The following is a 24,929-nucleotide window of genomic DNA, read 5'->3' as shown; positions in this document are numbered from 1 at the left end:
CCAGAGAGGCTCCTAAGGTCTAGACGGTGAATCACGGTAGTTGTTCCTACCTAATTTTCGTGTAACCTTGCCTCGGGCAAGGTTTTTTTGTAGACAAAATGATCAATCAAAAAAGGAGTAATCCATGCGTGAAGAACGTCCTATTATCGCCCTTGACTTCCCAGCTTTCGAGGATGTCAAAAACTTTTTAGAGCATTTTCCAGAAGACGAAAAATTATTTGTAAAAATCGGAATGGAATTTTTCTATGCAGTTGGTCCTGAAATTGTACATTACCTCAAAGGGCTTGGACACAGTATTTTCCTTGATTTAAAATTGCATGATATCCCAAATACAGTCAAATCAGCCATGTCCGTACTGGGGACTTTCGGAGTAGATATGGTGACGGTCCACGCAGCCGGTGGTGTAGAGATGATGCGCGAAGCCAAGGCAGCTCTTGGTGAAGGGGCTAAGTTGGTAGCCGTGACCCAGTTGACTTCTACCAGTGAAGAAGACATGCGTGATTGCCAAAACATCCAAACAACGGTCCAAGAATCTGTAGTTAATTATGCTCGCAAGGCCCAAGAAGCAGGCTTGGATGGCGTTGTCTGTTCAGCCCATGAAGTAGCCTTGATCAAGGATGCCACTTCATCAGACTTTGTCTGTGTCACACCAGGGATTCGTCCTGCTGGAGCTGAAATTGGTGACCAAAAACGTGTCATGACTCCACAAGAAGCCCATAAAATTGGATCTGACTATATTGTCGTTGGACGTCCAATCATCCAAGCAGAAAACCCATGGGACGCTTACCATGAAATTAAGAGACAGTGGAATGCGTAAGAGCTACTAAAAGTGAAACTTTTGTAGCTCTACGGAAAGTCCTATGGGACCTTTCCTAACGCATTCACTAGATTTAGAGTATAAAAATAATCGTTTTATCCTCTAAATCGTCGGAATACCAATCGCTACTAAAAGTGGGATTTTTTGTAGCTGTACGGGAAGTCCTACGGGATCTTCCCTAACGAGTTCACTAGATCACAGAAGAGAAAATGATCGTTTCTCTTCTGTAATCGTCGGAATAATCGGAGCCCGATAGGGCCTTCTCTAAACTATTCACTAACTTAGTTGAAAGAAAATTATCGTTTCTTTCAACTAAGTGTCGGAACTTAAAAAGTCCATGGGATCTTCCCTAACGCGTTCACTAACCTGTAATGTTGTTGTTTAAATCTAAAAATGATTTAATTCGTATATGATTAAAATCGTAAAAAAGGAGTCGTCATGTCATTAGCTAAAGATATTGCTAGCCATCTTTTGAAAATCGAAGCGGTTTATTTGAAACCAGAAGAACCTTTTACTTGGGCATCTGGGATCAAGTCCCCAATTTATACCGATAACCGTGTAACCCTCGCTTATCCTGAAACTCGTACCTTGATCGAAAATGGATTTGTAGATAAAATCAAGGAAGCTTTCCCTGAAGTAGAAGTGATTGCAGGTACAGCAACTGCAGGAATTCCTCACGGAGCCATTATTGCGGACAAGATGAATTTGCCATTTGCCTACATCCGTAGCAAACCAAAAGACCATGGTGCTGGAAACCAAATTGAAGGCCGTGTACCACAAGGTCAAAAGATGGTCGTAGTGGAAGATTTGATTTCTACTGGTGGATCTGTCTTGGATGCTGTCGCAGCTGCCAAGCGTGAAGGGGCGGACGTTCTTGGTGTGGTTGCCATCTTCACCTACCAATTGGAGAAAGCCGATAAGAAATTTGCGGAAGCTGGCGTTCAACTTGAAACCTTGTCTAACTATACAGAATTGATTCATTTGGCAGAAGAACAAGGTTATATCACTTCTGAAGGTTTAGAGTTGTTGCACCGTTTCAAGGAAAACCAAGAAACTTGGCAAAATAAATAATAGGACGGAAGCGTTTCTAACGCTTCTTTTTTATACTATTTTCACTAGTTGGTGGTTAACTTGAATCTCAAAGTAAAATCCGGTATGATAGTAGTAATTGTTTTTATGGATGAAGGAAAAACTATTTTTAAGGGAGTAAGGGAGAATAAGATGACAAAAGAACATTATTTGCAAGTGAAGAAGCAGGCTCGGGTCTGGTTTACCGTCAATATCATCATCAGTTTGATTGCTATTGCAGGAGGAATTTTAGTGGTCATTAGTAAATCACGTCATATCCCATTTTTATTGATGGCCTTGGGGGCACTGACTTTGATGAACCAAGTCTTGGTTACCCCCGCTTTCAACGCCAAAAAAGAAGCTGAGGAAGAACATCCAGAATGGAAGAGCTTGTCTACTAAAGATACTAAACTTCCTGTGGAGAATCTGCAGAAAGGGGTTTTGGTATCAGCTGCGGCTCTTCTGATTGTCATTATTGGTTTCTTCATGTTCTATCGTCCTCTTCCGACAACAGACGCAGGAACTGAAGTGATCAAAACCTATCGAGAGATTCAGTCTGTTCCAGAAAGTTCGACAGAAAAAGAATCTAACTCGATCTCCAATTTGACTCCGAAAGATGTTCAAACCTTACAAGAATTGAAAGAAGAAATCGAATCCAATGCCCCATCAGATTCAAACTCACTAGATATAAACAAAGCAAAAGATCTTGCAGAAAAAGCGCAGCAACAGAATTGGTTGAAAAGGGGAGAATAAAAATTTTTTCAAGGGATTTGAAACCAACTAGTTTATGTGAAAAGGTAAAAAATTAATGACAGTAACAATATTCTGGCTTAGTTTGGGCATTCTGACACTTATTTTCCTGATCATGCTGCTTATCTTTTACACCTTGTATCGCCGTGAAATAAAAGTGAAAACAGAATCTACCGCAAAAGTTATGGGAGAAGTAGTTGCTTTTGATTCCCAAAATCAACTGCTTATTTCTCTGCCTGTGGTGGAGTATCAAGTCGAGGGTGAAAGATACCAGAAGAACTTTACCTACGCTTATTTTAGAGAGACTTCTTCTAAGTCAAGACAAACCAATGTTTTCGATAGAACCTATGTTCTTGGAGCCGGCAAAAATCTGGATTTGCGGATGATATTCCCAATTGGGTCTCCTATGACAGTTTTTTATAATCCAGTCGATCCACAGCTTGGTTTTGTCGAACGATATGCCGGCTTAGTCGGTTTCTATAAAATCGGAATGATTCTAACGGTTGGAATTTATCTTGGGTTAGTATGTATTCTAGCTTTGTTAGGTTGAATTGTTCCGACCTATCTGAAATAAAAAGCACATTCATATATGTTTGGTTGAATGAGAGGATTTTCAATGATCAAAAGAGGTCAATGTTTTAATATCAGTTTGAATGGGAAAAGGCCACTCTGGGGGTACTTTTTGTTGGTGACAGATCAAGGGGAAGAATTCATCGTCAAACGCAATAGTAAAATCCCTTTCGACAAGTACCGAAAAGTGTACCAGACCAACCATTCGTTTAAAGATCAAATTTTTTCAAAGAAAGCACCAGCAAATATTTATTCTTTGATTGGTGTTCCACTAGGCCTATTATTAGCAAGGACATTTATAAAGATCCTTCCCATGGACCTTTTCTTTGGGAAAGCAAATCTTGATTTGAATGTTAGAGAAGGGGCGATAAATGTCTTTTTGTTTCTATTTGCAGTTATGATCACTTTATGGCTGGTCGCTATTGCTAGATATGTGCAGTTGAAACGGTTTGTTAAGAAAAATGAAGCAGAACTAGTATTTGTTGGTCAGATAAAACCAGTAGAGTATCTTCAAAAAACAGCAAATGGAATCGAGGTGTGGTGAATGCGAAAAATAAGAAAACGTCAATTGTTTGCCCTGGTTTGTTTAAGCATGATAGTCCTGTTTTTAGCATATTTTGTTCAAATGCGCTTGTTTTTGGGATTGATTTTATATTTGTTGGTCGTTCTCTTTTATAGAGGCCTTGAATTCACAGAGCCTCGGGAAATTGAGTTTGATTTTAAGGAAGATCCTAAAGATTAAAGATTATTCCCCAACCTTAATGATTTCCTACCACCCCATAACAGCAGAAATGCTGTTTTTTTGATATAATGGACCTATGTTATCGAAAAGTAAACGTATTCTATTTGGGATGCTTCATGTTGTCATGTTGCTAGTGATGGTCCACTGGTTCTTGATCAGTGTGATCTATCTGAGAGAGATTTCATGGCTAGCCATTTTAGGTGCTGGATTGCTATTTCTGCTAGCCTGGCTGAAATGCGATGGGCTAAAGAGTGCCTTTGCTTGGTTGACTCGGCACAAAAAAGGCTTCTTGCTTGGTGCCCTTGTCTTTCAGGTGATTGTCATGGTCTGTGCGGAGCTCTTTATCCGTCGGGATGCTGCGGTTGTTTTCAAAGGGGCTTTTGATCTTCTTAAGCAATCTTCCATCACCAACTACCTCAGTCGCAATCCCAATAACATTCCGCTCTTTCTTTACGAGAAGTTTTTCTATGTCTTATTTGGCTCTAGCGGTCTGTGGGTCATGCAGGCTCTCAATATCCTCTATGTCAATCTGGGTGCAGTCCTCTTGTACAAGCTGTCCCAGAAGCATTTCAATCAAAAAACGGCTGATCTGGTCTATCTCTTCTATGTGAGCTTGATCTGTTACTCGCCTTATTTCTACTCCATGTACACGGACATTCCGCCGCTTCCATTGATTGCCCTTCAATTATGGTGGGCCTTGGATCTCTTAAAGGAAGATCAAGCAGTCTCCTGGAAGAAGATTGTTGGTTTGGGAATCTTATCTGGCGTGACCATGTTGATCCGTCCAACGACGATTATTGTCATGATTGCCTTTTGGACTGTGCTCTTCTTCAGAGGAAATTGGAAGGCCTTTGGCAAGATTGCTACGGTGACGGTCTTGACGACGGGCTTTGTCTTTGCAGGATTGAATACAGCGGTCAATCATCAAAGAGTTGTACCGATCTTGAAACAAGAAGGGCTGGCTAAAGGACCACTCTTGTTTATCAATCTGGGCTTGACAGATATGGGGCACAACCAAGAAGATATGAAAGAAGGCTTGCTGGCCTATATCGATGAGGATAAGCGCTCGGATTACAACAATGGCCTCTTTAAAAAAGAAAATGTGATCAAAGAAATCAAGCGCCGTCTCAAGGAGTACGGACCGTTCGGTTTGATCGGGCATATCTACTACAAGCAATCTTTGACGGTAGCAGAAGGGACCCTGGGCTGGCTGTACCGAGATGTAGAGTATGAGAAGACGCCTTTTATCAATCCTCTCTACGCACCCCTGACTAAAAATAATGGTTTGGCAAAATGGGTGCGGACCTATTTCCTTAGCATTGATCGCCCGCAGTACAAGTATTATGAATTTGTCAAGCAGGTGATTTGGATCGTCCTATCGGCTGGTTTGGTTGGAGCTTATCTCAAACGTCGAGATACAGATGACTTTAACTTCCTTTCCTTAGCGGTCTTTGGTGGCTTACTCTTCTTGACCATCTTTGAAGGCGGGAAGACCCGCTACCTCATCCAATTCTTACCGCAAATTTTACTAGTCGCTTCGATCGGTTTAGCAGGATTTATCAAGAAAGAAAATATCTAAAAGCTCTCGCTTGTTTGACAGGCAGAAATAGAGGCTAGGACTTTTGTCCCAGCCTCTTTTTTATCCAGTGGATCTGTGCCAAATGTGGTATAATGGAAGGTAAGAATTTATTGGATAGCGGAGAGTTTCCATGCAACATTCACCCTGGCATGAAGCCATCAAATCCCATCTTCCAGAAGGGTATTTTCATCAGATCAATGACTTTATGAATGAAGTCTATAGCAAAGGAGTGGTTTATCCATCGCGTGACAAGGTCTTTAAGGCCTTGCAGACGACAGAGATGGATCAGGTCAAGGTTTTGATCTTAGGCCAAGATCCCTACCATGGACCGGATCAAGCGCAGGGCTTAAGTTTTTCTGTTCCGGATCATGTACCAGCGCCGCCTTCTTTGCAAAATATTCTCAAAGAATTACGCTCAGATATCGGAGAGAAGCGCTCCCATGATCTGACCTCTTGGGCAGAGCAAGGAGTGCTCTTGCTCAATGCCTGCTTGACGGTGCCAGCTGGTCAGGCCAATGGCCATGCAGGACAAATTTGGGAGCCTTTCACAGATGCTGTGATCAAGGTGGTTAATGAGTTGGAGGAGCCTGTTGTCTTTATCCTCTGGGGATCTTATGCCCGTAAGAAAAAGCCGCTGATTACCAACGATCGACATTTGGTCCTTGAATCAGCTCACCCAAGTCCCTTATCGGCCTACCGAGGATTCTTTGGTTCCCAACCCTTTTCAAAAACCAATCAATTTTTGAAAGAGGCGGGACGTGAGCCGATTGATTGGTTAAGATAGGAGAAAAAATGCCACAATTAGCAACGATTTGTTACATTGACAATGGGAAAGAATTTCTCATGCTGCATCGCAATAAAAAGCCCAATGATGTCCATGAAGGCAAATGGATCGGAGTTGGTGGGAAATTAGAACGCGGGGAAACCCCACAGGAGTGTGCGGCGCGTGAGATTTTTGAGGAGACGGGCCTTAGAGCCAAGCCAGTCTTGAAAGGGATCATTACCTTTCCGGAGTTTACTCCAGATTTGGACTGGTACACCTATGTCTTCAAGGTAACAGATTTTGAAGGAGAACTAATCGAGTGTAACGAAGGGACCTTGGAGTGGGTGCCTTATGATCAAGTCCTCTCAAAACCAACCTGGGAAGGGGACCACACCTTTGTCGAGTGGCTCTTGGAGGATAAACCCTTCTTTTCAGCAATGTTTCGCTATGACGGCGACCGCTTGTTAGAGTCGCATGTTGATTTTTATGAATAAAGGAGAATGCAATGGTTGTCATTAAAAATGGTCGCGTAATGGATCCCAAGACTGGCTTGGATCAAGTCTGTGATCTTCGCATTGAAGGAAAGAAAATTGTAGAGATCGCTGAGAACCTCCCAACGGATGGACAAGAAGTCCTTGATGCTACTGGTCTGGTTGTGGCACCTGGTTTGATCGATGTTCACGTGCATTTCCGCGAACCCGGTCAAACTCATAAAGAAGACATCCATACGGGTGCCTTAGCCGCAGCTGCGGGTGGTTTTACTCGAGTGGTCATGATGGCCAATACCAATCCGACCATTTCAGATATTGCGACCTTAGAGGAAGTCTTAGCTTCTGCAGCCAAGGAAAATCTTCACATTCATACGGTTGCGACGGTGACTAAGAACTTTGACGGTCAACACCTGACAGATTTTGAAGGCCTGCTTAAGGCTGGTGCAGTAGGATTTTCAGATGATGGGATTCCCCTTCAAAGCACTAAGGTTGTCCGCCAAGCTTTGGAAGAAGCTAAGCGTCTAGGAACCTTTATTAGTCTGCATGAAGAAGACCCTGAGTTGAATGGCATTCTTGGTTTGAATGAAAACATTGCCAAGGAACACTTCCATGTCTGTGGGGCGACGGGTGTAGCTGAATATTCAATGGCTGCGCGTGATGCCATGATTGCCCATGCGACAGGTGCTCACCTCCATATCCAACACCTTTCCAAGGAAGAAAGTGTCAAGGTGGTGGAATTTGCCCAAGGATTAGGTGCTCATGTGACGGCAGAAGTGGCACCTCAACACTTTTCGAAAACAGAAAGTCTGCTCTTGACTAAGGGAAGCAATGCTAAGATGAATCCACCTCTTCGCTTGGAATCTGACCGTCTAGCAGTGATTGAAGGCTTGAAGTCAGGCGTCATCTCTGTGATTGCGACTGACCACGCGCCTCACCATGCAAATGAGAAGAATGTTCCTGATATTACCAAAGCACCATCTGGCATGACTGGGCTTGAAACTTCGCTCTCTCTTGGTTTGACCTACTTGGTGCATGCTGGCCATTTAAGCCTGATGCAATTGCTTGAAAAGATGTCCTATAATCCAGCACGTCTCTATGATTTTGATGCTGGCTATATCGCAGTGGATGGACCGGCTGATTTAACCATCTTTGATCCAGAAGCAGATCGTCTGGTATCGGATCATTTCGCTTCAAAAGCTGGCAATTCACCATTTGTGGGTGAAACATTAAAAGGGAAAGTGGCTTATACAATCTGTGATGGACAAGTGATTTTTCAAGGATAAGCGATCGTATTCATATGAATCTTAAAAAAATGATGCAAGGCTTGGTTTTCTTTTTAACCAGCCTTCTTGTCTTTGTCTTTCTATTTCGTGCTTTGCTACCAACTGCGTCTCCTCGTATGACCAAGCCCAAAACGGCTGAGAAAGAAATCACCTATACATATGTAGCTCTAGGAGATTCACTGACCAAAGGTGTTGGAGATAGTACCAATCAAGGGGGCTTTGTGCCCATCCTTGCTCAAAGTCTGTCCAATGAAAATGACGGCCAGTACCAGCCTGTCAACTATGGTGTAGCTGGAAATACAAGTGCTCAGATTTTAGATCGACTCAAGAAGCAAACAGACCTTCAGAAGGATCTCAAGAAGGCGCATGTCATGACCTTAACGGTTGGAGGAAATGATCTGCGCAAAGTCGTTGTCGATCATCTGAGTGACTTTTCCCTATCGGATATCCAAAAGCCGCTCAAGAATTATACAGCGAACCTCAAAGAAATTATTACAAAGGCCAGAAAGGACAATCCCCATCTTCCCATTTATGTAGTGGGGATCTACAATCCTCTTTACCTGAATTTTCCTGAATTAACTAATATCCAGACGGCTGTCGATCGTTGGAATGAGAGGACGGAAGAAACCATCGCGCAATTTGATCTGGTCTATTTCGTCCCGATCAATGATCTGCTTTATAAAGGAATTGATGGCAAAATGGGCGTATCAGAAGTCAGTGACGGGAAGACTACCGTTATCAATGATGCCCTGTATGAAGAGGATAGCTTTCACCCTAACAATACGGGCTATGAAAAGATGAAACAAGCAATATTGGAGAAAATCAATGCCACGAAGAAAACTTGGAGTCAAAAATAATCCCATCAACGAGAAGGTCCCCTTCCTTCAAAAAATTAATATTTGGAAATGGTTGTTTTTAGGATTGGTGAGCCTTCTCTTAGCCTTTGCTATAGTCGTGCAAGGACGCTTAGCGACGCCAAGAGAAGATGTTAGTCAGCTTCATCAAGCAGTTGGCACCAAAGATGTCAAAGTTGGAACCATGACAACGACTCGGGATCAACTCAATGATACTATCAAATCGCTACTGAAAAAATATAAGCTGTCCGACTACAAGGTCTATGCGGACAATCAGCAAATCCTATTAGAAGGGCAGTTGAGTCTCTTAGGAAAGGAGTATCCCTTATATATTTACTTCCAACCATCCAAATTGGAAAATGGGAACATCCTCTTGACGGTGAAGGATTTTTCAGTTGGAACCTTTCAAATTCCACAAAGGATGGTCTTGCAGCTCTTGAGTAAAAATAAAAATATCCCAAAATTTGTTCAGATCTCACCCAAGCAGTCTACCATCACCATTGTATTACCAGAAATCGACAATGACTTTGGAATCTATGTCAAGGCCAATACCATTGACCTCTATAATGACAAGATCGTTTTTGATTTGTATCAGAAGAAGTAGAGTAACAGGGTCTATTCAGATTGATGGAAAATTGTATTTTACATAAAACAACTAGAATGATGCTGAAAATAAAAACGATACTTACTATTAGGCTTATTCAATAAATATTGAAACTTTCCGCCGTGAGAAAAGTGCTAGAAACACTATTGTTTCTAGCACTCGGGAGTTTTGGAACCTTAGGTCCAAAACTAAGTCATGGAACTTCTTTGAAGTTCGCTGACGTCCGTCTTCACCTAAGGAAAGTTTCTAAGATGACTTTATCTTCAATCTAACTAGAACTGAACGCTTTATTTTGTTTCTATTCAAAAAATTCAGAATATTACAGAAAATTCTTGACATTGCTTTTTCCCTATGCTAAAATACTAAACAAGACATTGAACAAAGGAGAAAGTCAAACATGAAAACAGCTAAGTTTATTCAATTTGCTTTGTTGTTGAGGTATAAGGGCTAGTGCAGAAGCATTAGTCCTGTTTGGCTTACCAAGCGGGCAAAAACATCTCGCTTGGTTAACCGAGTGAGATGTTTTTCTTTATATCCACTACATAGAAATGAGGAGACCCTATGCGTAAAGTTGAATTTTTAGATACCAGCCTTCGGGATGGTGAACAGACTCCGGGAGTTAATTTCTCTATCAAAGAAAAGATTGCTATTGCCAAACAATTGGAAAAATGGGGTATTTCTGCTATTGAAGCAGGTTTTCCAGCGGCTAGTCCGGATTCCTTCACAGCTGTACAGGAAATTGCAAAGGTCTTGACCAAGACAGCCGTAACTGGCCTAGCTCGTTCTGTCAAATCAGATATTGATGCTTGTTATGAAGCCTTGAAGGATGCTAAGTATCCACAAATTCACGTCTTTATCGCAACCAGTCCCATTCACCGGGAGTTTAAACTCAACAAGACAAAGGAAGAAATCCTTGAAACGATCAAAGAACACGTTTCTTACGCTCGCTCAAAATTTGAAATTGTTGAATTCTCTCCCGAAGATGCAACTCGGACAGAATTGGATTTCCTCTTGCAAGTCGTACAGACTGCAGTTGATGCTGGTGCTAGCTACATCAACATTCCTGATACAGTCGGTTTCACGACACCAGCGGAGTACGGTGCCATTTTCAAATACTTGATTGACCATGTCAAGACAGATCGCGAGATTATCTATTCCCCTCATTGCCATGATGACCTAGGAATGGCAGTGGCCAATAGTCTCGCTGCTGTTAAAAATGGTGCCCGTCGTGTCGAAGGAACCATTAATGGAATCGGTGAACGGGCCGGCAATGCGGCGCTTGAAGAGGTAGCGGTTGCTCTCAATATCCGTGAAGATTATTACCAAGTTGAAAGTCCGATTGTCCTTAATGAAACCATCAACACTTCTGAGTTGGTTTCTCGTTACTCTGGTATTCCAATTCCTAAAAACAAGGCGGTTGTTGGTGGCAATGCCTTCTCACACGAGTCTGGGATCCACCAAGACGGAGTTCTTAAAAATCCTCTTACCTACGAAATCATTACGCCTGAGTTGGTGGGTGTTAAGAGCAATAGTCTCCCTCTTGGAAAATTGTCTGGTCGACATGCCTTTGTCGAAAAACTGCATGAGTTGGGACTGGATTTCACAGAAGAAGACATCAAGCCATTGTTTGCTAAGTTCAAATCTCTTGCAGACAAGAAACACGAGATCACAGATGCCGATATCCGCGCCCTTGTAGCCGGTACAGCAGTTGAAAATCCAGAAGGATTCCAATTTAATGACCTCCGCTTGACAACCAATGCAGACGAAACGATTACAGCAGCAGTTAGCCTCAGCAATGAAGAAGGGGAAGTGCTTGAGTTCCTTGCCAATGGTCAAGGGTCGGTTGAAGCCATCTTTAATGCGATTGATAAATTCTTCAACCAAACCGTTCGCTTGACCTCTTACAATATCGATGCAGTGACAGATGGGATCGACGCTCAAGCCCGTGTCTTGGTATCGGTGGAAAATGTCGATACAGATACGATCTTCAATGCCTCTGGTTTGGACTTTGACGTATTAAAAGCCTCTGCCATTGCTTATATCAATGCCAATACGCTGGTTCAAAAAGAGAATGCGGGTGAAATGGGACGAACTGTCTCTTACCGGGATCTTCCACAAGCCTAAGAGGAAATGAACATGACAAAGAAAATTGTAACACTTGCAGGAGATGGGATTGGCCCTGAGATCATGGCAGCTGGACTAGAGGTTCTCGCAGCCGTTGCTCCCAAAATTGGCTTTGATTATAGTCTAGAAGACAAACCTTTTGGGGGTGCTGGGATTGATGCCGCTGGCCACCCACTTCCCCAAGATACTCTCGAAGCAGCTAAAGGAGCGGATGCTATTCTTCTCGCAGCCATCGGGAGTCCTGAGTATGACCATGCTCCTGTTCGTCCAGAACAAGGCCTGCTCGCTATTCGCAAGGAATTAAATCTCTTTGCCAATATTCGTCCTGTACGGATTTTTGACGCCTTAAAACATCTGTCTCCTTTGAAACCAGAGCGTATCGAGGGTGTCGACTTTGTAGTCGTGCGTGAATTGACAGGTGGGATTTACTTTGGAGAGCATATCTTGAAAGAAGATACAGCGCGCGATATCAATGATTACAGCGCAGAAGAAATCCGTCGGATTATGCGCCAAGCCTTCAAAATTGCGCAAGGACGTGGCAAGAAAGTGACCAGTATCGATAAGCAAAATGTCCTTGCAACATCTAAATTATGGCGCCAAGTAGCAGAAGAAGTTGCCAAAGAATTTCCAGATGTGACCTTAGAGCACCAGCTTGTCGATAGTGCAGCCATGATCATGATCACCAATCCAGCTCGCTTTGATGTCGTCGTAACAGAGAATTTATTTGGAGATATCTTATCTGACGAATCGAGCGTCCTTCCAGGAACACTAGGCGTGATGCCATCTGCTAGTCATTCTGACCAAGGGCCAAGTATGTACGAACCGATTCATGGTTCAGCACCTGATATTGCTGGTCAAGGCATTGCCAATCCGATCTCCATGATCCTGTCCGTTGCCATGATGCTCCGAGACAGTTTTGGAGAAACAGCAGGTGCAGAAATGATCGAAGAAGCTGTCAATCAAACCTTGAATCAAGGAATCTTAACGCGAGATCTAGGTGGTCAGGCTTCTACTGCTGAGATGACTGCAGCCATTATTGGGAATCTCTAAGATGACTTGGAGAGATCGCTGTTTAGTTCTTATTGCTATTTGGAATAGTATCGTATTTCTGACCTATGGTTTAGATAAACGAAAAGCTATCCAAAAGAGGTGGCGGATTCCTGAAAAGGTCCTGTTACTCGAGAGCTGGCTACTTGGTGGATTCGGAGCTCTACTAGGCGGATATCTCTTTCACCACAAGGTGCGGAAATGGTATTTTCAAGCTAGCTGGTGGGGCAGTAGCCTACTTTTAGCAGGTGCCCTCTTTCTAATCCTTCAATGGATTTCCTAACAAGAAGATAAAAGGAGAAAGACGATGAGTGGAAAATCAATCTTTGATAAACTTTGGGACCGCCACGTGATTACAGGAGTGGAAGGGCAACCCCAACTCATGTATGTGGACCAACACTATATCCACGAAGTGACGAGTCCGCAAGCCTTTCAAGGATTACGGGATGCAGGACGCAAGGTTCGACGACCCGATTTAACCTTTGGAACCTTTGATCACAATGTTCCAACGGTCAATATTTTTGATATTCGAGATGTGATTTCAAAAGCCCAGATTGATAAATTAGCTGAGAATGTGGTGGAATTTGGGATTGATCATGCAGGTCACGGTTCTGCTAAGCAAGGAATCGTGCATATGATAGGCCCAGAAACTGGTCGGACCCAGCCTGGGAAATTTATTGTCTGTGGAGACAGCCATACCGCAACCCACGGAGCCTTTGGTGCCATTGCCTTTGGGATTGGAACCAGTGAAGTGGAGCATGTCTTTGCTACCCAAACCATCTGGCAAGTCAAACCCAAGAAAATGTTGGTTGAATTCACCGGAACCCCACAAAAAGGGATCTATTCAAAGGATTACATCCTAGCTTTGATAGCGTGCTACGGTGTTGCTTGTGGAGTTGGCTATGTCGTAGAGTATCGGGGAGAAGCAATTGATCGCTTGACCATGGAAGAACGCATGACCATCTGCAATATGTCGATCGAGTTCGGGTCCAAAATGGGGATCATGAATCCAGATGAGACGACCTTTGACTACCTCCGGGGACGCGAATGTGTGCCAGATGATTTTGAGGCCGCAGTAGCTGATTGGAAGACTCTGGTTAGTGATGACGATGCCGTTTATGATAAGGTCATCCGTATGGATGTATCCGATCTTGCTCCGATGGTGACTTGGGGGACCAATCCTTCTATGGGAGTGGACTTCGAGACTCCTTTTCCAGAGATTCGAGACATGAATGATGAACGGGCTTATCATTATATGGATCTAGAACCTGGCCAAAAACCAGCAGACATTGAATTGGGCTATATCTTTATCGGTTCTTGTACCAATGCGCGTCTCAGTGATTTGGAGGTGGCAGCCAAGTTTGTGAAAGGCAAAAAAATTGCACCAAACTTAACTGCTATTGTGGTCCCTGGCTCTCGTCCGGTTAAGCAAGCCGCCGAAAAGTTGGGTTTGGATAAAGTCTTTATGGATGCAGGCTTTGAATGGCGTGATCCAGGATGCTCCATGTGTCTAGGAATGAATCCGGACAAGGTTCCAGATGGCGTCCACTGTGCCTCTACTAGCAACCGGAACTTTGAAGACCGCCAAGGATTTGGGGCTAAAACCCATCTCTGTAGCCCAGCAATGGCCGCTGCAGCAGCAATCGCTGGTCGCTTTGTCGATGTGCGCCAAATGCCAGAAGTCGAGTAAAAGGAGGAAGCATGGAGAAATTTACCAGTTATACGGGAACTACAGTTCCTTTGATGAACGATAATATTGATACTGACCAAATCCTCCCCAAGCAATTCTTAAAGTTAATTGATAAAAAAGGTTTTGGGAAATACCTCATGTATGCTTGGCGCTATTTGGATGACCAATATACTGAGGATCCAGATTTTATCTTTAACAAGCCAGAATACCGCAAGGCAACCATTTTGATCACTGGTGACAATTTTGGGGCTGGTTCCTCTCGGGAACACGCAGCCTGGGCTTTAGCTGATTATGGCTTTAAAGTCGTTATCGCCGGATCCTTCGGAGATATCCATTACAATAATGAGCTCAATAATGGCATGCTGCCGATTGTCCAACCGCTAGAGGTTCGTCAAAAATTGGCAAGTTTGAAGCCGGCAGATCCAGTGACGGTAGATTTGGAAGAGCAGAAGATCCTCTCGCCTGTTGGAGAGTTTCGCTTTGAGATCGATCAAGATTGGAAGCACAAATTGCTCAACGGGTTGGATGATATCGGGATTACACTTCAGTATGAAGACTTGATCGCAGCTTATGAGAAGAACAGGCCAGCTTACTGGCAATGATAAAATTGTATACTGAATTACGAATTTTCTGAAAATATATTGAATTTGAGACTGTTTTTTGATACAATACTAAAAAGAATAGAAAAGGAAAGAGACTTATGACAAAACACATTCAATGGGACGGACAACTTTCACAAGAAGGATTTGATATTCTAAATGGAGAGGGTGGCTGTATCGTCTGCCCTACCAAAGTTGGCTATATCATCATGACCAGTGACAAGGCTGGCTTGGAACGTAAATTCGAAGCCAAAGAACGCAACCGCAACAAACCAGGTGTGGTTCTTTGCGGAAGCATGGACGAACTTCGTGCCCTTGCGCAATTGAATCCTGAAATCGAAGCCTTCTACCAAAAACATTGGGATGAAGATATCTTGCTTGGTTGTATCCTTCCTTGGCGTGAAGATGCCTATGCAAAATTGCAAGCCTTCGGAGATGGACGTGAAGAACTCATGACAGACGTTCGTGGAACTTCATGCTTTGTCATCAAATTTGGTAAAGCTGGTGAGCAAATTGCCAAAGAAATGTGGGAAAAAGAAGGTAAGATGGTTTACGCTTCTTCAGCCAACCCTTCCGGTAAAGGAAACCGCGGGAAGGTCGAAGGAATCGGTGAACGTATCGAAGGTGCCGTGGACTTGGTCATCGAAGCAGATGATTATGTAGCTTCTATCCAACCAGACAAGACCATTGAAACTCGCTATGAACAAGGCGTGATGGTCTCTATGGTTGATGCCGAAGGAAAACTGATCCCAGAACAAGGAGCAGGTAGCCGTTCTGTCAATACGTGTCCAGTTGTGATCCGTAAAGGATTGGATATCGATAAGATCATGATGCACTTATCTGATCATTTCAACTCTTGGAACTACCGCCAAGGGGAATACTATTAAGAAACAGAAAAAAGCATTCCATTTGGAATGCTTTTTTTGTGAAAGGATAAAAGATGGTATAATAGTGTCAAACAATGTTCCGATAAAAGGGGAAGTGGTATGGTCTCCAGAAAAGCATTTATCGATAAAGCCAATCAGGAAGGATTTTCCTTCAACATCCAAATCCCATGGTGGACGTACAATAACTTCAAGTCATTAGTTTGGAGAAAAAGGCTCTCTGAGGAGCAACTCTATCAGATCTTTCTTTTACTTTGTAGAGAGGTAGAAGACCGGCAAATGCAGGCAGTAGCCGATAAGAGAAAGTATCAGACCGGATTTTATATAGTCGCATGCAATGGTCGCGAATTTCGCTTTAAGTTTGCTTTTAAAAAGAACCAACAACTAAGAGTTTATAATCTCTTTGAGACCGTCAATGGTCGTAAGAAACTAACCTTGATGGATCTGCTTGATTACATAATGGATTGACTGTGTATAGAAACAATAAGGGTTCACTACAAATTGATAAAAGAAAGAGTAGTTCTATGATTTCAAGAGATGCATTTTTAGAAAGAATCAATCAGGAGGGATTTTCATTTAGTATTGACATCCCGCGCAGAAATTTTTCGGATTTTACATCATTAGTTAGGAGAAGAAGAATTTCAGAAGAAGACCTCTATCAGCTGTTTTATAACTATTGTCAGGAGCTAGAAAACTGTTTGAAAGAAGCAGGGGAGAAACGACGCTTGCTCTTCAATAAGTTTCCAGTTAGCCCCGTTCATGATAAATATAAAACGAAATTTGATACAGTGGCACCCAACGGACGCGAATTCCGCTTTGAGTTTGTATTTAGCAATGACAATCGTTTAAAAGTTTATCACATGATCGAAACGGTTAATGGTCGTAGGAAAAAAACACCTATGGAAATACTGATGGACCTGGTTGACGCCTTATAATGAGAATCTGTTCAAAAATAAAACTGTAGCCAAATCAAAAAAAACTAGAGTATGCGCTCTAGTTTTTTGGTTGTTGATGGGTGATATTCTTTCCCCAAGGGATGAGATTTTCTTTTTTCTCTTTGATCCGTTGGATATTGTCCTTGTGACGAAGAATGATCAAGGTCGCTAGTGCCAAGACAATGATTGTAAAAAGTGGATCATAGCTGTGCAAGATCCATCCAGTCAAAGGAAGAAGGAGGACCGAAAGAATGGCGAGTAGCGCAACGGTAACACTCGAAAACGAAATCATACTGGTTAAATACAGGCTGGCTACAAAATAAACAGCTAAAATGAGTAGCAAGATAGGCGAGAAACCAAGTAAGACACCAGCACTCGTCGCCACTGCCTTTCCACCCTTGAATCCAGCAAAAATTGGGAAAGTGTGTCCCAAAACGGCTAAGAGACCAAAGACCATCGGCGAGATCCCCTGAATTCCAAAGAAAGTCGGAAGGAGAACGGCCAAAGTTCCTTTCAAGAAATCAATCGCAAAGACAATGATTCCAGCTTTCTTCCCTAAAATCCGAAAGGTATTGGTCGTTCCAGTATTGCCCGAGCCATGTTCCCGTAAATTAATATGGAAAAAGATTTTCCCAATCCATAATCCCGAAGGAATGGAGCCTAACAGATAGGCTAAAATTAAAACACTTATTTCTTTTATCATACTTTCATTATATCAAAAAGGCATCAATAGAAAAAGCAATTTTTGGAGTTCAAGTGTGACATCTGAAGAAAGTGTCCAGCCAGCTTTTTTTACTGAGATATAGAAATCTCCATATAAAGAGAAAAAATTTTGCAAAATTTCCTAAAAAACTGTAATATAGAAAAGATGAACAAACAGGAGGTTCCTTGTGGCAAAAAAGGAAATCAATATTAATAATTATAATGACGATGCCATTCAGGTACTAGAAGGGTTGGATGCAGTCCGTAAACGTCCAGGGATGTATATCGGATCGACCGACGGAAATGGCTTGCATCACATGGTCTGGGAGATCGTGGATAATGCGGTCGATGAAGCCTTGTCTGGCTTTGGCTCACAAATCGATGTAACGATTAATAAAGATGGTTCGCTATCGGTAGAAGACCAGGGACGTGGAATGCCGACCGGGATGCATGCTATGGGTAAACCAACCGTTGAGGTGATCTTTACGGTTCTCCACGCCGGAGGGAAGTTTGGTCAAGGAGGCTATAAGACATCTGGAGGTCTTCACGGAGTGGGATCTTCTGTCGTCAATGCCCTTTCTAGCTGGCTAGAGGTAGAAATTACCCGTGATGGAGCTGTCTACAAGCAACGTTTTGAAGATGGTGGAAAACCAGTTACTACACTCGAGAAGATTGGCTCTGCTCCCAAGTCTAAGACAGGGACCAAGGTCACCTTCATGCCAGATCCAACCATCTTTTCAACGACAGATTTCAAATTCAATACCATTGCTGAGCGAATCAAAGAATCAGCCTTCTTGCTGAAGGATGTGACGATGACGTTGACCGACCTCCGCAAGGAAGAAGACAACCATGTGGCCTTTCACTATGAAAATGGTGTCCAAGATTTCGTAGAGTACTTGAACGAAGACAAGGAAACTTTGACACCTGTTCTCTACTTTAGTGGCGAATCAGATGGTTTTCAGGTAGAAGTGGCCATGCAATACAATGATGGTTACTCAGATAATATCTTGTCCTTCGTTAATAATGTCCGCACCAAAGATGGGGGAACCCACGAGACAGGTCTGAAGACAGCCATTACCAAGGCTATGAACGACTATGCAAGAAAGATAGGACTCCTCAAAGAAAAAGACAAGAATCTGGAAGGATCAGACTACCGTGAAGGTTTATCTGCTGTTCTCTCGATCCTGGTTCCAGAGGCCCATTTGCAGTTTGAAGGACAAACCAAAGACAAATTAGGAAGTCCCTTGGCTCGTCCAGTCGTCGATAGCATTGTTTCTGATAAATTGACCTTCTTCCTCATGGAAAATGGAGAATTGGCTTCTAATCTCATTCGTAAGGCTATTAAAGCCCGGGATGCGCGTGAAGCCGCTCGGAAGGCGCGGGATGAGAGTCGAAATGGCAAGAAGAGCAAAAAGGACAAGGGACTTTTGTCTGGTAAATTGACACCAGCCCAGTCTAAAAATCCTAAGAAAAACGAACTTTATCTAGTCGAAGGAGACTCAGCCGGCGGTTCTGCCAAACAAGGACGGGATCGGAAGTTCCAAGCGATTCTTCCACTTCGTGGGAAGGTTCTTAATACTGAGAAGGCCAATATGAGTGATATCCTCAAGAACGAGGAAATCAACACCATGATCTACACCATCGGTGCTGGAGTTGGGGCAGATTTCTCTGTGGAAGACGCCAACTATGATAAGATCATTATCATGACCGATGCGGATACGGATGGTGCCCACATTCAAACCCTCCTCTTAACCTTCTTCTATCGTTATATGCGCCCTTTGGTAGAAGCAGGGCATGTCTACATTGCACTTCCTCCTCTTTATAAGATGTCGAAAGGCAAAGGCAAGAAAGAAGAAGTAGCCTATGCTTGGACAGATAGCGAATTAGAAGAGTTGCGTCGGACCTTTGGCCGTGGGGCAACCCTCCAACGATACAAAGGGTTGGGGGAAATGAATGCGGATCAGCTTTGGGAAACGACCATGAATCCAGAAACTCGTACCTTGATCCGTGTCACCATTGATGATCTAGCCCGTGCAGAACGCCGCGTTTCCGTCCTCATGGGAGATAAGGCTGCACCACGTCGTCAATGGATTGAAGATAACGTTAAGTTTACCTTGGAAGAAAATACGGTATTTTAATCACTTTCTACTTATCAATTAAATAAGCTGGGATGTAGAAATGGTAAGGAATCGACATGAGAACTGAAAATGAACTGATGAATCTGATTTTGCAAATAGCTGATACTCTAGAAGTAGAAGCAATTGCCTTATCCGGATCACGAACGAATCCTCGGGGCCCCAAAGACGAGTTTCAAGATTATGATGTGGTCTATATAGTTGATGATCTGGAAGACCTGATTTCAGATTTATCCTGGTTGGATCAGTACGGAAATAGACTCATCGAACAGCACAACCGACTGGGACACCGTCGTCTGTATCTCATGCTTTTTGAAGATGGGAATCGTATTGATTTAACCCTCTGCCCCAAGGAGTATATCGAAGAGTGGGTGGACAGCGAAGCAAATTTTGAAGTTATAAAAGACGACAAAGGCTTGTTTGAAGCCTATCAGCCTAATTCCAAGCGCTACTGGACTTGTCCTCCTACTGAAGAGGAATTTGCAGCCACCTGCAATGAATTTTGGTGGGTATCGGCTTATATCGTAAAGGCCATTCGAAGAAATCAGCTGATCTATGCGACTGATCACCTCTATGGCATTTGCCAGCAAGAATTGCTCAAGGTCTTAGCTTGGCAGGTGACAAGCGATAGGGGAGTAGTTGATATCGGAAAGAACTACAAGTACCTCTTCCAGTATCTACCAGCTGAGCAAGAGAAGGAGTTCTCAGCTTTGCTTGATTTATCTAGTTTCGATAAAATCACTCAGTCTTTATTTTCTACCATGAAGGGATTCGATCGAGAAGCTCAATTTCTGGCCCAAAAGATGGGATTTACTTACGATATGGAAGTTGCAGAGAAAATAACTTCTTATGCTAAAGAGAAACTTTCTAATCATTAATGAATCTATTTTAAACATCAGAAAGGGACGTTTGGTTACTTGGTGTAACTGAATTTCTTTTTCGTAAAAAAATATTCAACATTCTTTGAAAGGAGTTGAACACGCCCTAAATACTGTGTGAAAAAGATAAATTCTCTTGTGAGCATGGCTCACTGCAAGAATTTCCTATTTTCACTTTGTATTTTACGGGCTTTGTACCCTATATGAGTAATATCCAAAACATGTCCTTGGAGGACATCATGGGGGAGCGCTTTGGTCGCTACTCCAAATACATTATTCAAGAACGGGCTCTTCCTGATATTCGGGATGGCTTGAAACCTGTTCAACGGCGGATTCTTTATTCGATGAATAAGGACGGCAATACCCATGACAAGGGCTACCGCAAGTCTGCCAAGTCTGTCGGAAATATCATGGGGAATTTCCACCCTCACGGGGACAGTTCTATCTATGATGCCATGGTCCGCATGTCTCAAGACTGGAAGAACCGCGAGATCCTTGTTGAAATGCACGGAAACAATGGTTCCATGGACGGTGATCCACCAGCGGCTATGCGTTATACCGAGGCGCGCTTGTCTGAAATTGCGGGTTATCTTTTGCAAGATATCGAAAAGAATACAGTGCCTTTTGCCTGGAACTTTGACGATACAGAAAAAGAGCCAACTGTTTTGCCGGCAGCCTTTCCAAATCTCTTAGTCAATGGGGCAACAGGGATTTCAGCTGGTTATGCGACAGATATTCCACCACATAATCTTGCTGAAGTCATTGATGCCGTGGTCTACATGATTGACCATCCATCTGCCAAGGTAGACAAGCTCATGGAGTTTTTACCTGGACCTGATTTCCCAACTGGCGCCATTATCCAAGGCCGGGATGAGATTAAGAAAGCCTATGAAACTGGTAAGGGCCGAGTAGTTGTCCGATCTAAAACAGAGATCGAGCAGCTCAAGGGCGGTAAGCAGCAAATTGTGGTTACCGAGATCCCTTATGAGATCAACAAGGCTGTTTTGGTCAAGAAGATCGATGATGTTCGTGTCAACAACAAGGTGGCAGGTATCGCTGAGGTTCGGGATGAGTCTGACCGAGATGGTCTTCGTATTGCCATTGAGCTCAAAAAAGATGCCAATGCAGATTTGATTTTGAACTACTTGTTCAAGTACACAGACTTGCAGGTCAACTACAACTTCAATATGGTGGCGATTGACAACTATACCCCTCGTCAAGTGGGGATCGTACCGATTCTCTCTAGCTACATTGCTCACCGTCGGGATATCATTGTCGCTCGCTCGCGCTTTGATAAGGAAAAGGCAGAACGACGGCTCCACATCGTAGAGGGCTTGATCCGCGTGATTTCCATCCTCGATGAAGTCATTGCCTTGATCCGCGCTTCTGATAACAAGGCAGATGCCAAGGAAAACCTCCAGGTCAGCTACGATTTCACGGAAGAACAAGCAGAAGCTATTGTTACTTTGCAATTGTACCGTTTGACCAATACAGATATCGTCACCTTGGAAGAAGAGCATGCCAGTCTCAAGGAGCAAATCGCGACCTTGGCAGCCATCATTGGGGATGAACGGACCATGTTTAATCTTATGAAGAAAGAGTTGCGTGAAGTCAAGAAGCTCTTTGGTAATCCGCGTCGCAGTGAGTTGCAAGACACTGCTAAAACGATCGAGATTGATACAGCTAGTCTCATTGTTGAAGAGGAAACCTTCGTCAGCGTAACCCGTGCTGGATATATCAAACGGACCTCGCCTCGTTCTTTCAATGCCTCAACACTGGAAGAAGTCGGTAAGCGAGACGATGACGAGTTGATTTTTGTAGAGCCTGCTAAGACCACTCAGCATCTCTTACTCTTTACCAACTTGGGGAATGCCATTTATCGACCAATTCATGAATTGACAGATACCAAGTGGAAGGATATCGGAGAGCACCTCAGTCAGACCTTGACAAATTTCGAGCAAGAGGAAGAAATTCTCTTTGCGGAGATTGTAGATCAGTTTGAGGGAGTAACCTACTTTGCGGCAACTCAACAAGGACAAATCAAGCGCTTTGAACGCAAGGAATTGAGCCCATGGCGGACCTATCGTTCTAAATCGACTAAGTATGCTAAGCTAAAAGACCAAGACGACCGTATTGTAGCAGTTGCGCCAGTTGTCCTTGAAGACATCATGATCATTACTAAAAATGGTTATGGGTTGCGCTTCAATATTGAGGAGGTCCCTGTCGTAGGAGCCAAAGCAGCAGGGGTCAAAGCCATTAACCTCAAAGACGGAGATCAAGTTGCTGCCGCCTTTAAGTCGACAACTCCAAGCATGTACATTTTGACTCAACGAGGCAGTCTCAAACGGATGTTACAAGACGATATTCCTGTGACCAGTCGGGCTAAACGGGGACTACAGGTCTTGCGTGAGTTGAAAAATAAACCACACCGCGTCTTCAAGGCAGGTCCAGTCTTCACTGACCAGGGAGATTTTGATCTCTTTACGAGCCAAGAAGAAGTGGCAGAACAAGATCAAATCCTTCAAATCACTTCTACAACAGGTCAGGTGACAGAAGTTGATTTGACACAATTAAGCATTTCTGAAAGAACAAGCAATGGATCCTTTGTTAACGATACCATTTCGGATCAAGAAGTTTTTTCAGCTACCATCAAATAAAAGAAAGCGTCGGTCCATTCTAGGACTGACTTTCTTTAAAAATAAATTTTCTGAAAATTGAAAATTTCGCTTGAAATTCTCATGAAATGGTGTACAATAGTGTACATAGATTGAGAAACTGAATCGACCTACATCAGATCGACTAGGAATAGAAAGAATTAAAAGGAGCACTATCATGACAGTATCACTTGATTGGGAAAACCTTGGCTTTTCATATATGAAATTACCTTATCGCTATTTGGCACATTATCGCAATGGAGCTTGGGAAAAAGGGGAATTGACAGAAGATGCGACCTTGCATTTGTCCGAATCTTCTCCAAGTTTGCATTACGGTCAGCAAGCCTTTGAAGGCTTAAAAGCCTACCGTACAAAAGATGGAAGTATCCAATTGTTCCGTCCAGATCAAAACGCTAAACGTTTGCAACGTACAGCAGATCGTTTGTTGATGCCTCAAGTTCCAACGGATATGTTTGTGGATGCTTGTAAGGCAGTTGTTAAAGCAAATGAAGAGTATGTTCCACCATATGGTACAGGAGCTACCCTTTACCTTCGTCCTCTGTTGATCGGTGTTGGTGATATTATTGGTGTGCATCCAGCAGATGAGTATATCTTTACTATCTTTGCCATGCCTGTCGGTAACTACTTTAAAGGTGGTTTGGTTCCAACGAACTTCTTGATTCAAGATGAGTATGACCGTGCTGCACCACATGGTACAGGGGCTGCAAAAGTTGGTGGGAACTACGCAGCTAGTATGTTGCCAGGTAAGATTGCGCATGATCGTAACTTCTCTGACGTGATTTATCTCGATCCAGCGACGCACACCAAGATTGAAGAAGTTGGTTCTGCAAACTTCTTTGGTATTACTGCTAATAACGAATTTGTGACGCCATTGAGTCCTTCTATCTTGCCATCGATCACCAAGTATTCTTTGCTTTACTTAGCAGAACACCGTCTTGGTATGACACCAATTGAAGGGGATGTCTTTATCAATGACTTGGATCGCTTCGTAGAAGCAGGAGCTTGTGGTACCGCAGCTGTCATCTCTCCGATCGGAGGCGTTCAACACGGTGATGACTTCCATGTCTTCTATTCTGAAACAGAAGTAGGTCCTGTCACACGGAAGCTTTATGACGAGTTGACCGGTATCCAATTTGGTGATGTCGAAGCACCAAAAGGATGGATTGTCAAAGTCGATTAAACCGAAAGCGTCTGAAACAAAGTGTCCAGGCTTCAATGAGAACAAGTCTTAAGGAAAAGACGCAGTAGCCAATCTTTCTCTTCATTCGCTTTTAGGAATAGAAGAGTGCCGAATGACTCTTGCGGGGGTGGGATAAAGAAGGAATTTCTAACTAAATTCTTTCTGACCCACTCCCTTTTCTCTTGCGTCATCAAGAGAATTTTTGTAAAATAGAAAAAGTGAAAAGAGGGTTGAAATGAGTAAAAAAGATAAGAAAATTGAGATTCAAATCGTTGATAGTAAAGTAACCGTCGGGAAAGACACTTTTGATGGATTCACTTTGTCCATTGGAAAGAAAACGATTGGTGAAATTGCAGACATGTCTGGTCAATTTGCCATTATCAAAAATGGAAATGTGGATTCTCTTTACAAAAAACTTGAAAAAGCCGTTGAAATTTTAATAGAAAATTATAATTTGAATAAATAAGGGCTTGCAATCATAGTAAATCAATGGTATAATAGATCCTGTTGATTTATATGGAGAGATAGCGAAGAGGCTAAACGCGGCGGACTGTAAATC

Annotated in this window: 26 protein-coding genes; 25 read left to right on the top strand and 1 reads right to left on the bottom strand. The window is 43.0% G+C overall.

What is annotated here, in order from left to right; all coding sequences use genetic code 11:
• Positions 1-124 precede the first annotated feature (124 nt).
• The 20 genes from pyrF (at position 125) to HMPREF3002_RS07360 (ending at position 16,800) form a co-directional block, all read left to right on the top strand.
• Entirely contained in the window at positions 125-817 is a 693-nt protein-coding gene (pyrF, locus tag HMPREF3002_RS07455; RefSeq protein WP_003014774.1) for an orotidine-5'-phosphate decarboxylase, read from the top strand.
• A 438-nt stretch (positions 818-1,255) separates the two neighbouring features.
• Positions 1,256-1,888 carry an orotate phosphoribosyltransferase gene (pyrE, locus tag HMPREF3002_RS07450; RefSeq protein WP_003003338.1) on the top strand — a complete coding sequence of 211 codons (633 nt, stop codon included), beginning with the start codon at positions 1,256-1,258 and terminating at the stop codon, positions 1,886-1,888.
• A 150-nt stretch (positions 1,889-2,038) separates the two neighbouring features.
• On the top strand, positions 2,039-2,638 hold the full coding sequence (locus tag HMPREF3002_RS07445; RefSeq protein WP_070665890.1) for a hypothetical protein: 600 nt from the start codon (positions 2,039-2,041) through the stop codon (positions 2,636-2,638).
• Positions 2,639-2,693: 55 nt separating this feature from the next.
• Positions 2,694-3,185 carry a DUF3592 domain-containing protein gene (locus HMPREF3002_RS07440; protein ID WP_070665888.1) on the top strand — a complete coding sequence of 164 codons (492 nt, stop codon included), beginning with the start codon at positions 2,694-2,696 and terminating at the stop codon, positions 3,183-3,185.
• A gap of 66 nt (positions 3,186-3,251) precedes the next feature.
• Entirely contained in the window at positions 3,252-3,749 is a 498-nt protein-coding gene (locus HMPREF3002_RS07435; RefSeq protein ID WP_239681882.1) for a hypothetical protein, read from the top strand.
• Positions 3,750-3,947 (top strand): hypothetical protein, encoded by a 198-nt coding sequence (locus HMPREF3002_RS07430; protein ID WP_049506507.1) that lies wholly within the window; start codon positions 3,750-3,752, stop codon positions 3,945-3,947.
• A 76-nt stretch (positions 3,948-4,023) separates the two neighbouring features.
• Positions 4,024-5,526, top strand: coding sequence for a glycosyltransferase family 39 protein (locus HMPREF3002_RS07425; RefSeq protein WP_049506506.1), 1,503 nt, complete (start codon positions 4,024-4,026; stop codon positions 5,524-5,526).
• Between the two features lie 130 nt (positions 5,527-5,656).
• Entirely contained in the window at positions 5,657-6,310 is a 654-nt protein-coding gene (locus HMPREF3002_RS07420) for a uracil-DNA glycosylase (RefSeq protein WP_070665887.1), read from the top strand.
• Positions 6,311-6,318: 8 nt separating this feature from the next.
• Positions 6,319-6,783 (top strand): NUDIX hydrolase, encoded by a 465-nt coding sequence (locus HMPREF3002_RS07415; protein ID WP_003003493.1) that lies wholly within the window; start codon positions 6,319-6,321, stop codon positions 6,781-6,783.
• A gap of 11 nt (positions 6,784-6,794) precedes the next feature.
• Positions 6,795-8,063, top strand: coding sequence for a dihydroorotase (locus HMPREF3002_RS07410; protein ID WP_049483126.1), 1,269 nt, complete (start codon positions 6,795-6,797; stop codon positions 8,061-8,063).
• Between the two features lie 14 nt (positions 8,064-8,077).
• Positions 8,078-8,920 (top strand): SGNH/GDSL hydrolase family protein, encoded by an 843-nt coding sequence (locus HMPREF3002_RS07405; protein ID WP_070665886.1) that lies wholly within the window; start codon positions 8,078-8,080, stop codon positions 8,918-8,920.
• Positions 8,889-9,521: a YpmS family protein gene (locus tag HMPREF3002_RS07400; protein WP_024055930.1), complete on the top strand. Its 633-nt coding sequence runs from the start codon at positions 8,889-8,891 to the stop codon at positions 9,519-9,521. The genes HMPREF3002_RS07405 and HMPREF3002_RS07400 overlap by 32 nt, the downstream gene beginning before the upstream one ends.
• Before the next feature lie 561 nt (positions 9,522-10,082).
• Positions 10,083-11,645 (top strand): 2-isopropylmalate synthase, encoded by a 1,563-nt coding sequence (locus HMPREF3002_RS07395; protein ID WP_049483121.1) that lies wholly within the window; start codon positions 10,083-10,085, stop codon positions 11,643-11,645.
• 12 nt (positions 11,646-11,657) lie between these two features.
• Positions 11,658-12,695 (top strand): 3-isopropylmalate dehydrogenase, encoded by a 1,038-nt coding sequence (leuB, locus tag HMPREF3002_RS07390; protein ID WP_049474888.1) that lies wholly within the window; start codon positions 11,658-11,660, stop codon positions 12,693-12,695.
• Between the two features lies 1 nt (position 12,696).
• Positions 12,697-12,975: a DUF1294 domain-containing protein gene (locus HMPREF3002_RS07385; RefSeq protein WP_049474889.1), complete on the top strand. Its 279-nt coding sequence runs from the start codon at positions 12,697-12,699 to the stop codon at positions 12,973-12,975.
• 24 nt (positions 12,976-12,999) lie between these two features.
• Positions 13,000-14,382 (top strand): 3-isopropylmalate dehydratase large subunit, encoded by a 1,383-nt coding sequence (gene leuC / locus HMPREF3002_RS07380; RefSeq protein WP_070665885.1) that lies wholly within the window; start codon positions 13,000-13,002, stop codon positions 14,380-14,382.
• Between the two features lie 11 nt (positions 14,383-14,393).
• Positions 14,394-14,984 (top strand): 3-isopropylmalate dehydratase small subunit, encoded by a 591-nt coding sequence (gene leuD, locus HMPREF3002_RS07375; RefSeq protein WP_070665884.1) that lies wholly within the window; start codon positions 14,394-14,396, stop codon positions 14,982-14,984.
• 98 nt (positions 14,985-15,082) lie between these two features.
• On the top strand, positions 15,083-15,868 hold the full coding sequence (locus HMPREF3002_RS07370; protein WP_070665883.1) for an L-threonylcarbamoyladenylate synthase: 786 nt from the start codon (positions 15,083-15,085) through the stop codon (positions 15,866-15,868).
• A gap of 99 nt (positions 15,869-15,967) precedes the next feature.
• A complete protein-coding gene (locus HMPREF3002_RS07365; RefSeq protein ID WP_070665882.1) occupies positions 15,968-16,333 on the top strand; it encodes a hypothetical protein in 366 nt (121 codons plus the stop codon).
• A gap of 56 nt (positions 16,334-16,389) precedes the next feature.
• A complete protein-coding gene (locus tag HMPREF3002_RS07360) occupies positions 16,390-16,800 on the top strand; it encodes a hypothetical protein (protein ID WP_070665881.1) in 411 nt (136 codons plus the stop codon).
• A 58-nt stretch (positions 16,801-16,858) separates the two neighbouring features.
• Here the strand turns inward: HMPREF3002_RS07360 and plsY are convergent, their stop codons facing one another.
• Complete coding sequence (gene plsY / locus HMPREF3002_RS07355; RefSeq protein WP_031576989.1) at positions 16,859-17,503, bottom strand: glycerol-3-phosphate 1-O-acyltransferase PlsY; 645 nt, start codon at positions 17,501-17,503, stop codon at positions 16,859-16,861.
• 187 nt (positions 17,504-17,690) lie between these two features.
• Here plsY and parE point away from each other — a divergent pair, with 187 nt between their 5' ends.
• The 5 genes from parE (at position 17,691) to HMPREF3002_RS07330 (ending at position 24,836) form a co-directional block, all read left to right on the top strand.
• The gene (gene parE / locus HMPREF3002_RS07350; protein ID WP_031576991.1) at positions 17,691-19,640 is read left to right on the top strand and encodes a DNA topoisomerase IV subunit B; all 1,950 of its coding nucleotides are present in this window, start codon (positions 17,691-17,693) and stop codon (positions 19,638-19,640) included.
• Positions 19,641-19,696: 56 nt separating this feature from the next.
• Positions 19,697-20,515 carry an aminoglycoside 6-adenylyltransferase gene (locus HMPREF3002_RS07345; protein WP_070665880.1) on the top strand — a complete coding sequence of 273 codons (819 nt, stop codon included), beginning with the start codon at positions 19,697-19,699 and terminating at the stop codon, positions 20,513-20,515.
• 203 nt (positions 20,516-20,718) lie between these two features.
• Entirely contained in the window at positions 20,719-23,172 is a 2,454-nt protein-coding gene (parC, locus tag HMPREF3002_RS07340) for a DNA topoisomerase IV subunit A (RefSeq protein WP_070666559.1), read from the top strand.
• A gap of 175 nt (positions 23,173-23,347) precedes the next feature.
• The gene (locus HMPREF3002_RS07335) at positions 23,348-24,370 is read left to right on the top strand and encodes a branched-chain amino acid aminotransferase (protein ID WP_070665878.1); all 1,023 of its coding nucleotides are present in this window, start codon (positions 23,348-23,350) and stop codon (positions 24,368-24,370) included.
• A 235-nt stretch (positions 24,371-24,605) separates the two neighbouring features.
• Positions 24,606-24,836, top strand: a complete 231-nt coding sequence (locus HMPREF3002_RS07330; protein ID WP_049473022.1) for a DUF2969 domain-containing protein — start codon at positions 24,606-24,608, stop codon at positions 24,834-24,836.
• The last annotated feature ends 93 nt before the right edge of the window (positions 24,837-24,929 follow it).

Source organism: Streptococcus sp. HMSC065E03 (assembly GCF_001815045.1).
In the GTDB taxonomy this organism is placed as follows: Bacteria; Bacillota; Bacilli; order Lactobacillales; family Streptococcaceae; genus Streptococcus; species Streptococcus parasanguinis_AD.
Note: the sequence above shows the minus strand (reverse complement) of the source record. Positions and strands in the feature narration are given on the sequence as shown.

Bases quoted from the DNA above. Each gene is read 5' to 3' on its own strand.
- HMPREF3002_RS07405 (WP_070665886.1), top strand. From the start codon at position 8,078: ATGAATCTTAAAAAAATGATGCAAGGCTTGGTTTTCTTTTTAACCAGC.
- leuD (WP_070665884.1), top strand. From the start codon at position 14,394: ATGGAGAAATTTACCAGTTATACGGGAACTACAGTTCCTTTGATGAAC.
- plsY (WP_031576989.1), bottom strand. From the start codon at position 17,503: ATGATAAAAGAAATAAGTGTTTTAATTTTAGCCTATCTGTTAGGCTCC.
- HMPREF3002_RS07425 (WP_049506506.1), top strand. From the start codon at position 4,024: ATGTTATCGAAAAGTAAACGTATTCTATTTGGGATGCTTCATGTTGTC.
- HMPREF3002_RS07370 (WP_070665883.1), top strand. From the start codon at position 15,083: ATGACAAAACACATTCAATGGGACGGACAACTTTCACAAGAAGGATTT.
- HMPREF3002_RS07430 (WP_049506507.1), top strand. From the start codon at position 3,750: ATGCGAAAAATAAGAAAACGTCAATTGTTTGCCCTGGTTTGTTTAAGC.
- leuC (WP_070665885.1), top strand. From the start codon at position 13,000: ATGAGTGGAAAATCAATCTTTGATAAACTTTGGGACCGCCACGTGATT.
- HMPREF3002_RS07440 (WP_070665888.1), top strand. From the start codon at position 2,694: ATGACAGTAACAATATTCTGGCTTAGTTTGGGCATTCTGACACTTATT.
- HMPREF3002_RS07360 (WP_070665881.1), top strand. From the start codon at position 16,390: ATGATTTCAAGAGATGCATTTTTAGAAAGAATCAATCAGGAGGGATTT.
- HMPREF3002_RS07365 (WP_070665882.1), top strand. From the start codon at position 15,968: ATGGTCTCCAGAAAAGCATTTATCGATAAAGCCAATCAGGAAGGATTT.
- parC (WP_070666559.1), top strand. From the start codon at position 20,719: ATGAGTAATATCCAAAACATGTCCTTGGAGGACATCATGGGGGAGCGC.
- HMPREF3002_RS07345 (WP_070665880.1), top strand. From the start codon at position 19,697: ATGAGAACTGAAAATGAACTGATGAATCTGATTTTGCAAATAGCTGAT.
- HMPREF3002_RS07335 (WP_070665878.1), top strand. From the start codon at position 23,348: ATGACAGTATCACTTGATTGGGAAAACCTTGGCTTTTCATATATGAAA.
- HMPREF3002_RS07435 (WP_239681882.1), top strand. From the start codon at position 3,252: ATGATCAAAAGAGGTCAATGTTTTAATATCAGTTTGAATGGGAAAAGG.
- HMPREF3002_RS07420 (WP_070665887.1), top strand. From the start codon at position 5,657: ATGCAACATTCACCCTGGCATGAAGCCATCAAATCCCATCTTCCAGAA.
- HMPREF3002_RS07400 (WP_024055930.1), top strand. From the start codon at position 8,889: ATGCCACGAAGAAAACTTGGAGTCAAAAATAATCCCATCAACGAGAAG.
- HMPREF3002_RS07410 (WP_049483126.1), top strand. From the start codon at position 6,795: ATGGTTGTCATTAAAAATGGTCGCGTAATGGATCCCAAGACTGGCTTG.
- leuB (WP_049474888.1), top strand. From the start codon at position 11,658: ATGACAAAGAAAATTGTAACACTTGCAGGAGATGGGATTGGCCCTGAG.
- HMPREF3002_RS07330 (WP_049473022.1), top strand. From the start codon at position 24,606: ATGAGTAAAAAAGATAAGAAAATTGAGATTCAAATCGTTGATAGTAAA.
- pyrF (WP_003014774.1), top strand. From the start codon at position 125: ATGCGTGAAGAACGTCCTATTATCGCCCTTGACTTCCCAGCTTTCGAG.
- HMPREF3002_RS07385 (WP_049474889.1), top strand. From the start codon at position 12,697: ATGACTTGGAGAGATCGCTGTTTAGTTCTTATTGCTATTTGGAATAGT.
- HMPREF3002_RS07445 (WP_070665890.1), top strand. From the start codon at position 2,039: ATGACAAAAGAACATTATTTGCAAGTGAAGAAGCAGGCTCGGGTCTGG.
- HMPREF3002_RS07415 (WP_003003493.1), top strand. From the start codon at position 6,319: ATGCCACAATTAGCAACGATTTGTTACATTGACAATGGGAAAGAATTT.
- pyrE (WP_003003338.1), top strand. From the start codon at position 1,256: ATGTCATTAGCTAAAGATATTGCTAGCCATCTTTTGAAAATCGAAGCG.
- HMPREF3002_RS07395 (WP_049483121.1), top strand. From the start codon at position 10,083: ATGCGTAAAGTTGAATTTTTAGATACCAGCCTTCGGGATGGTGAACAG.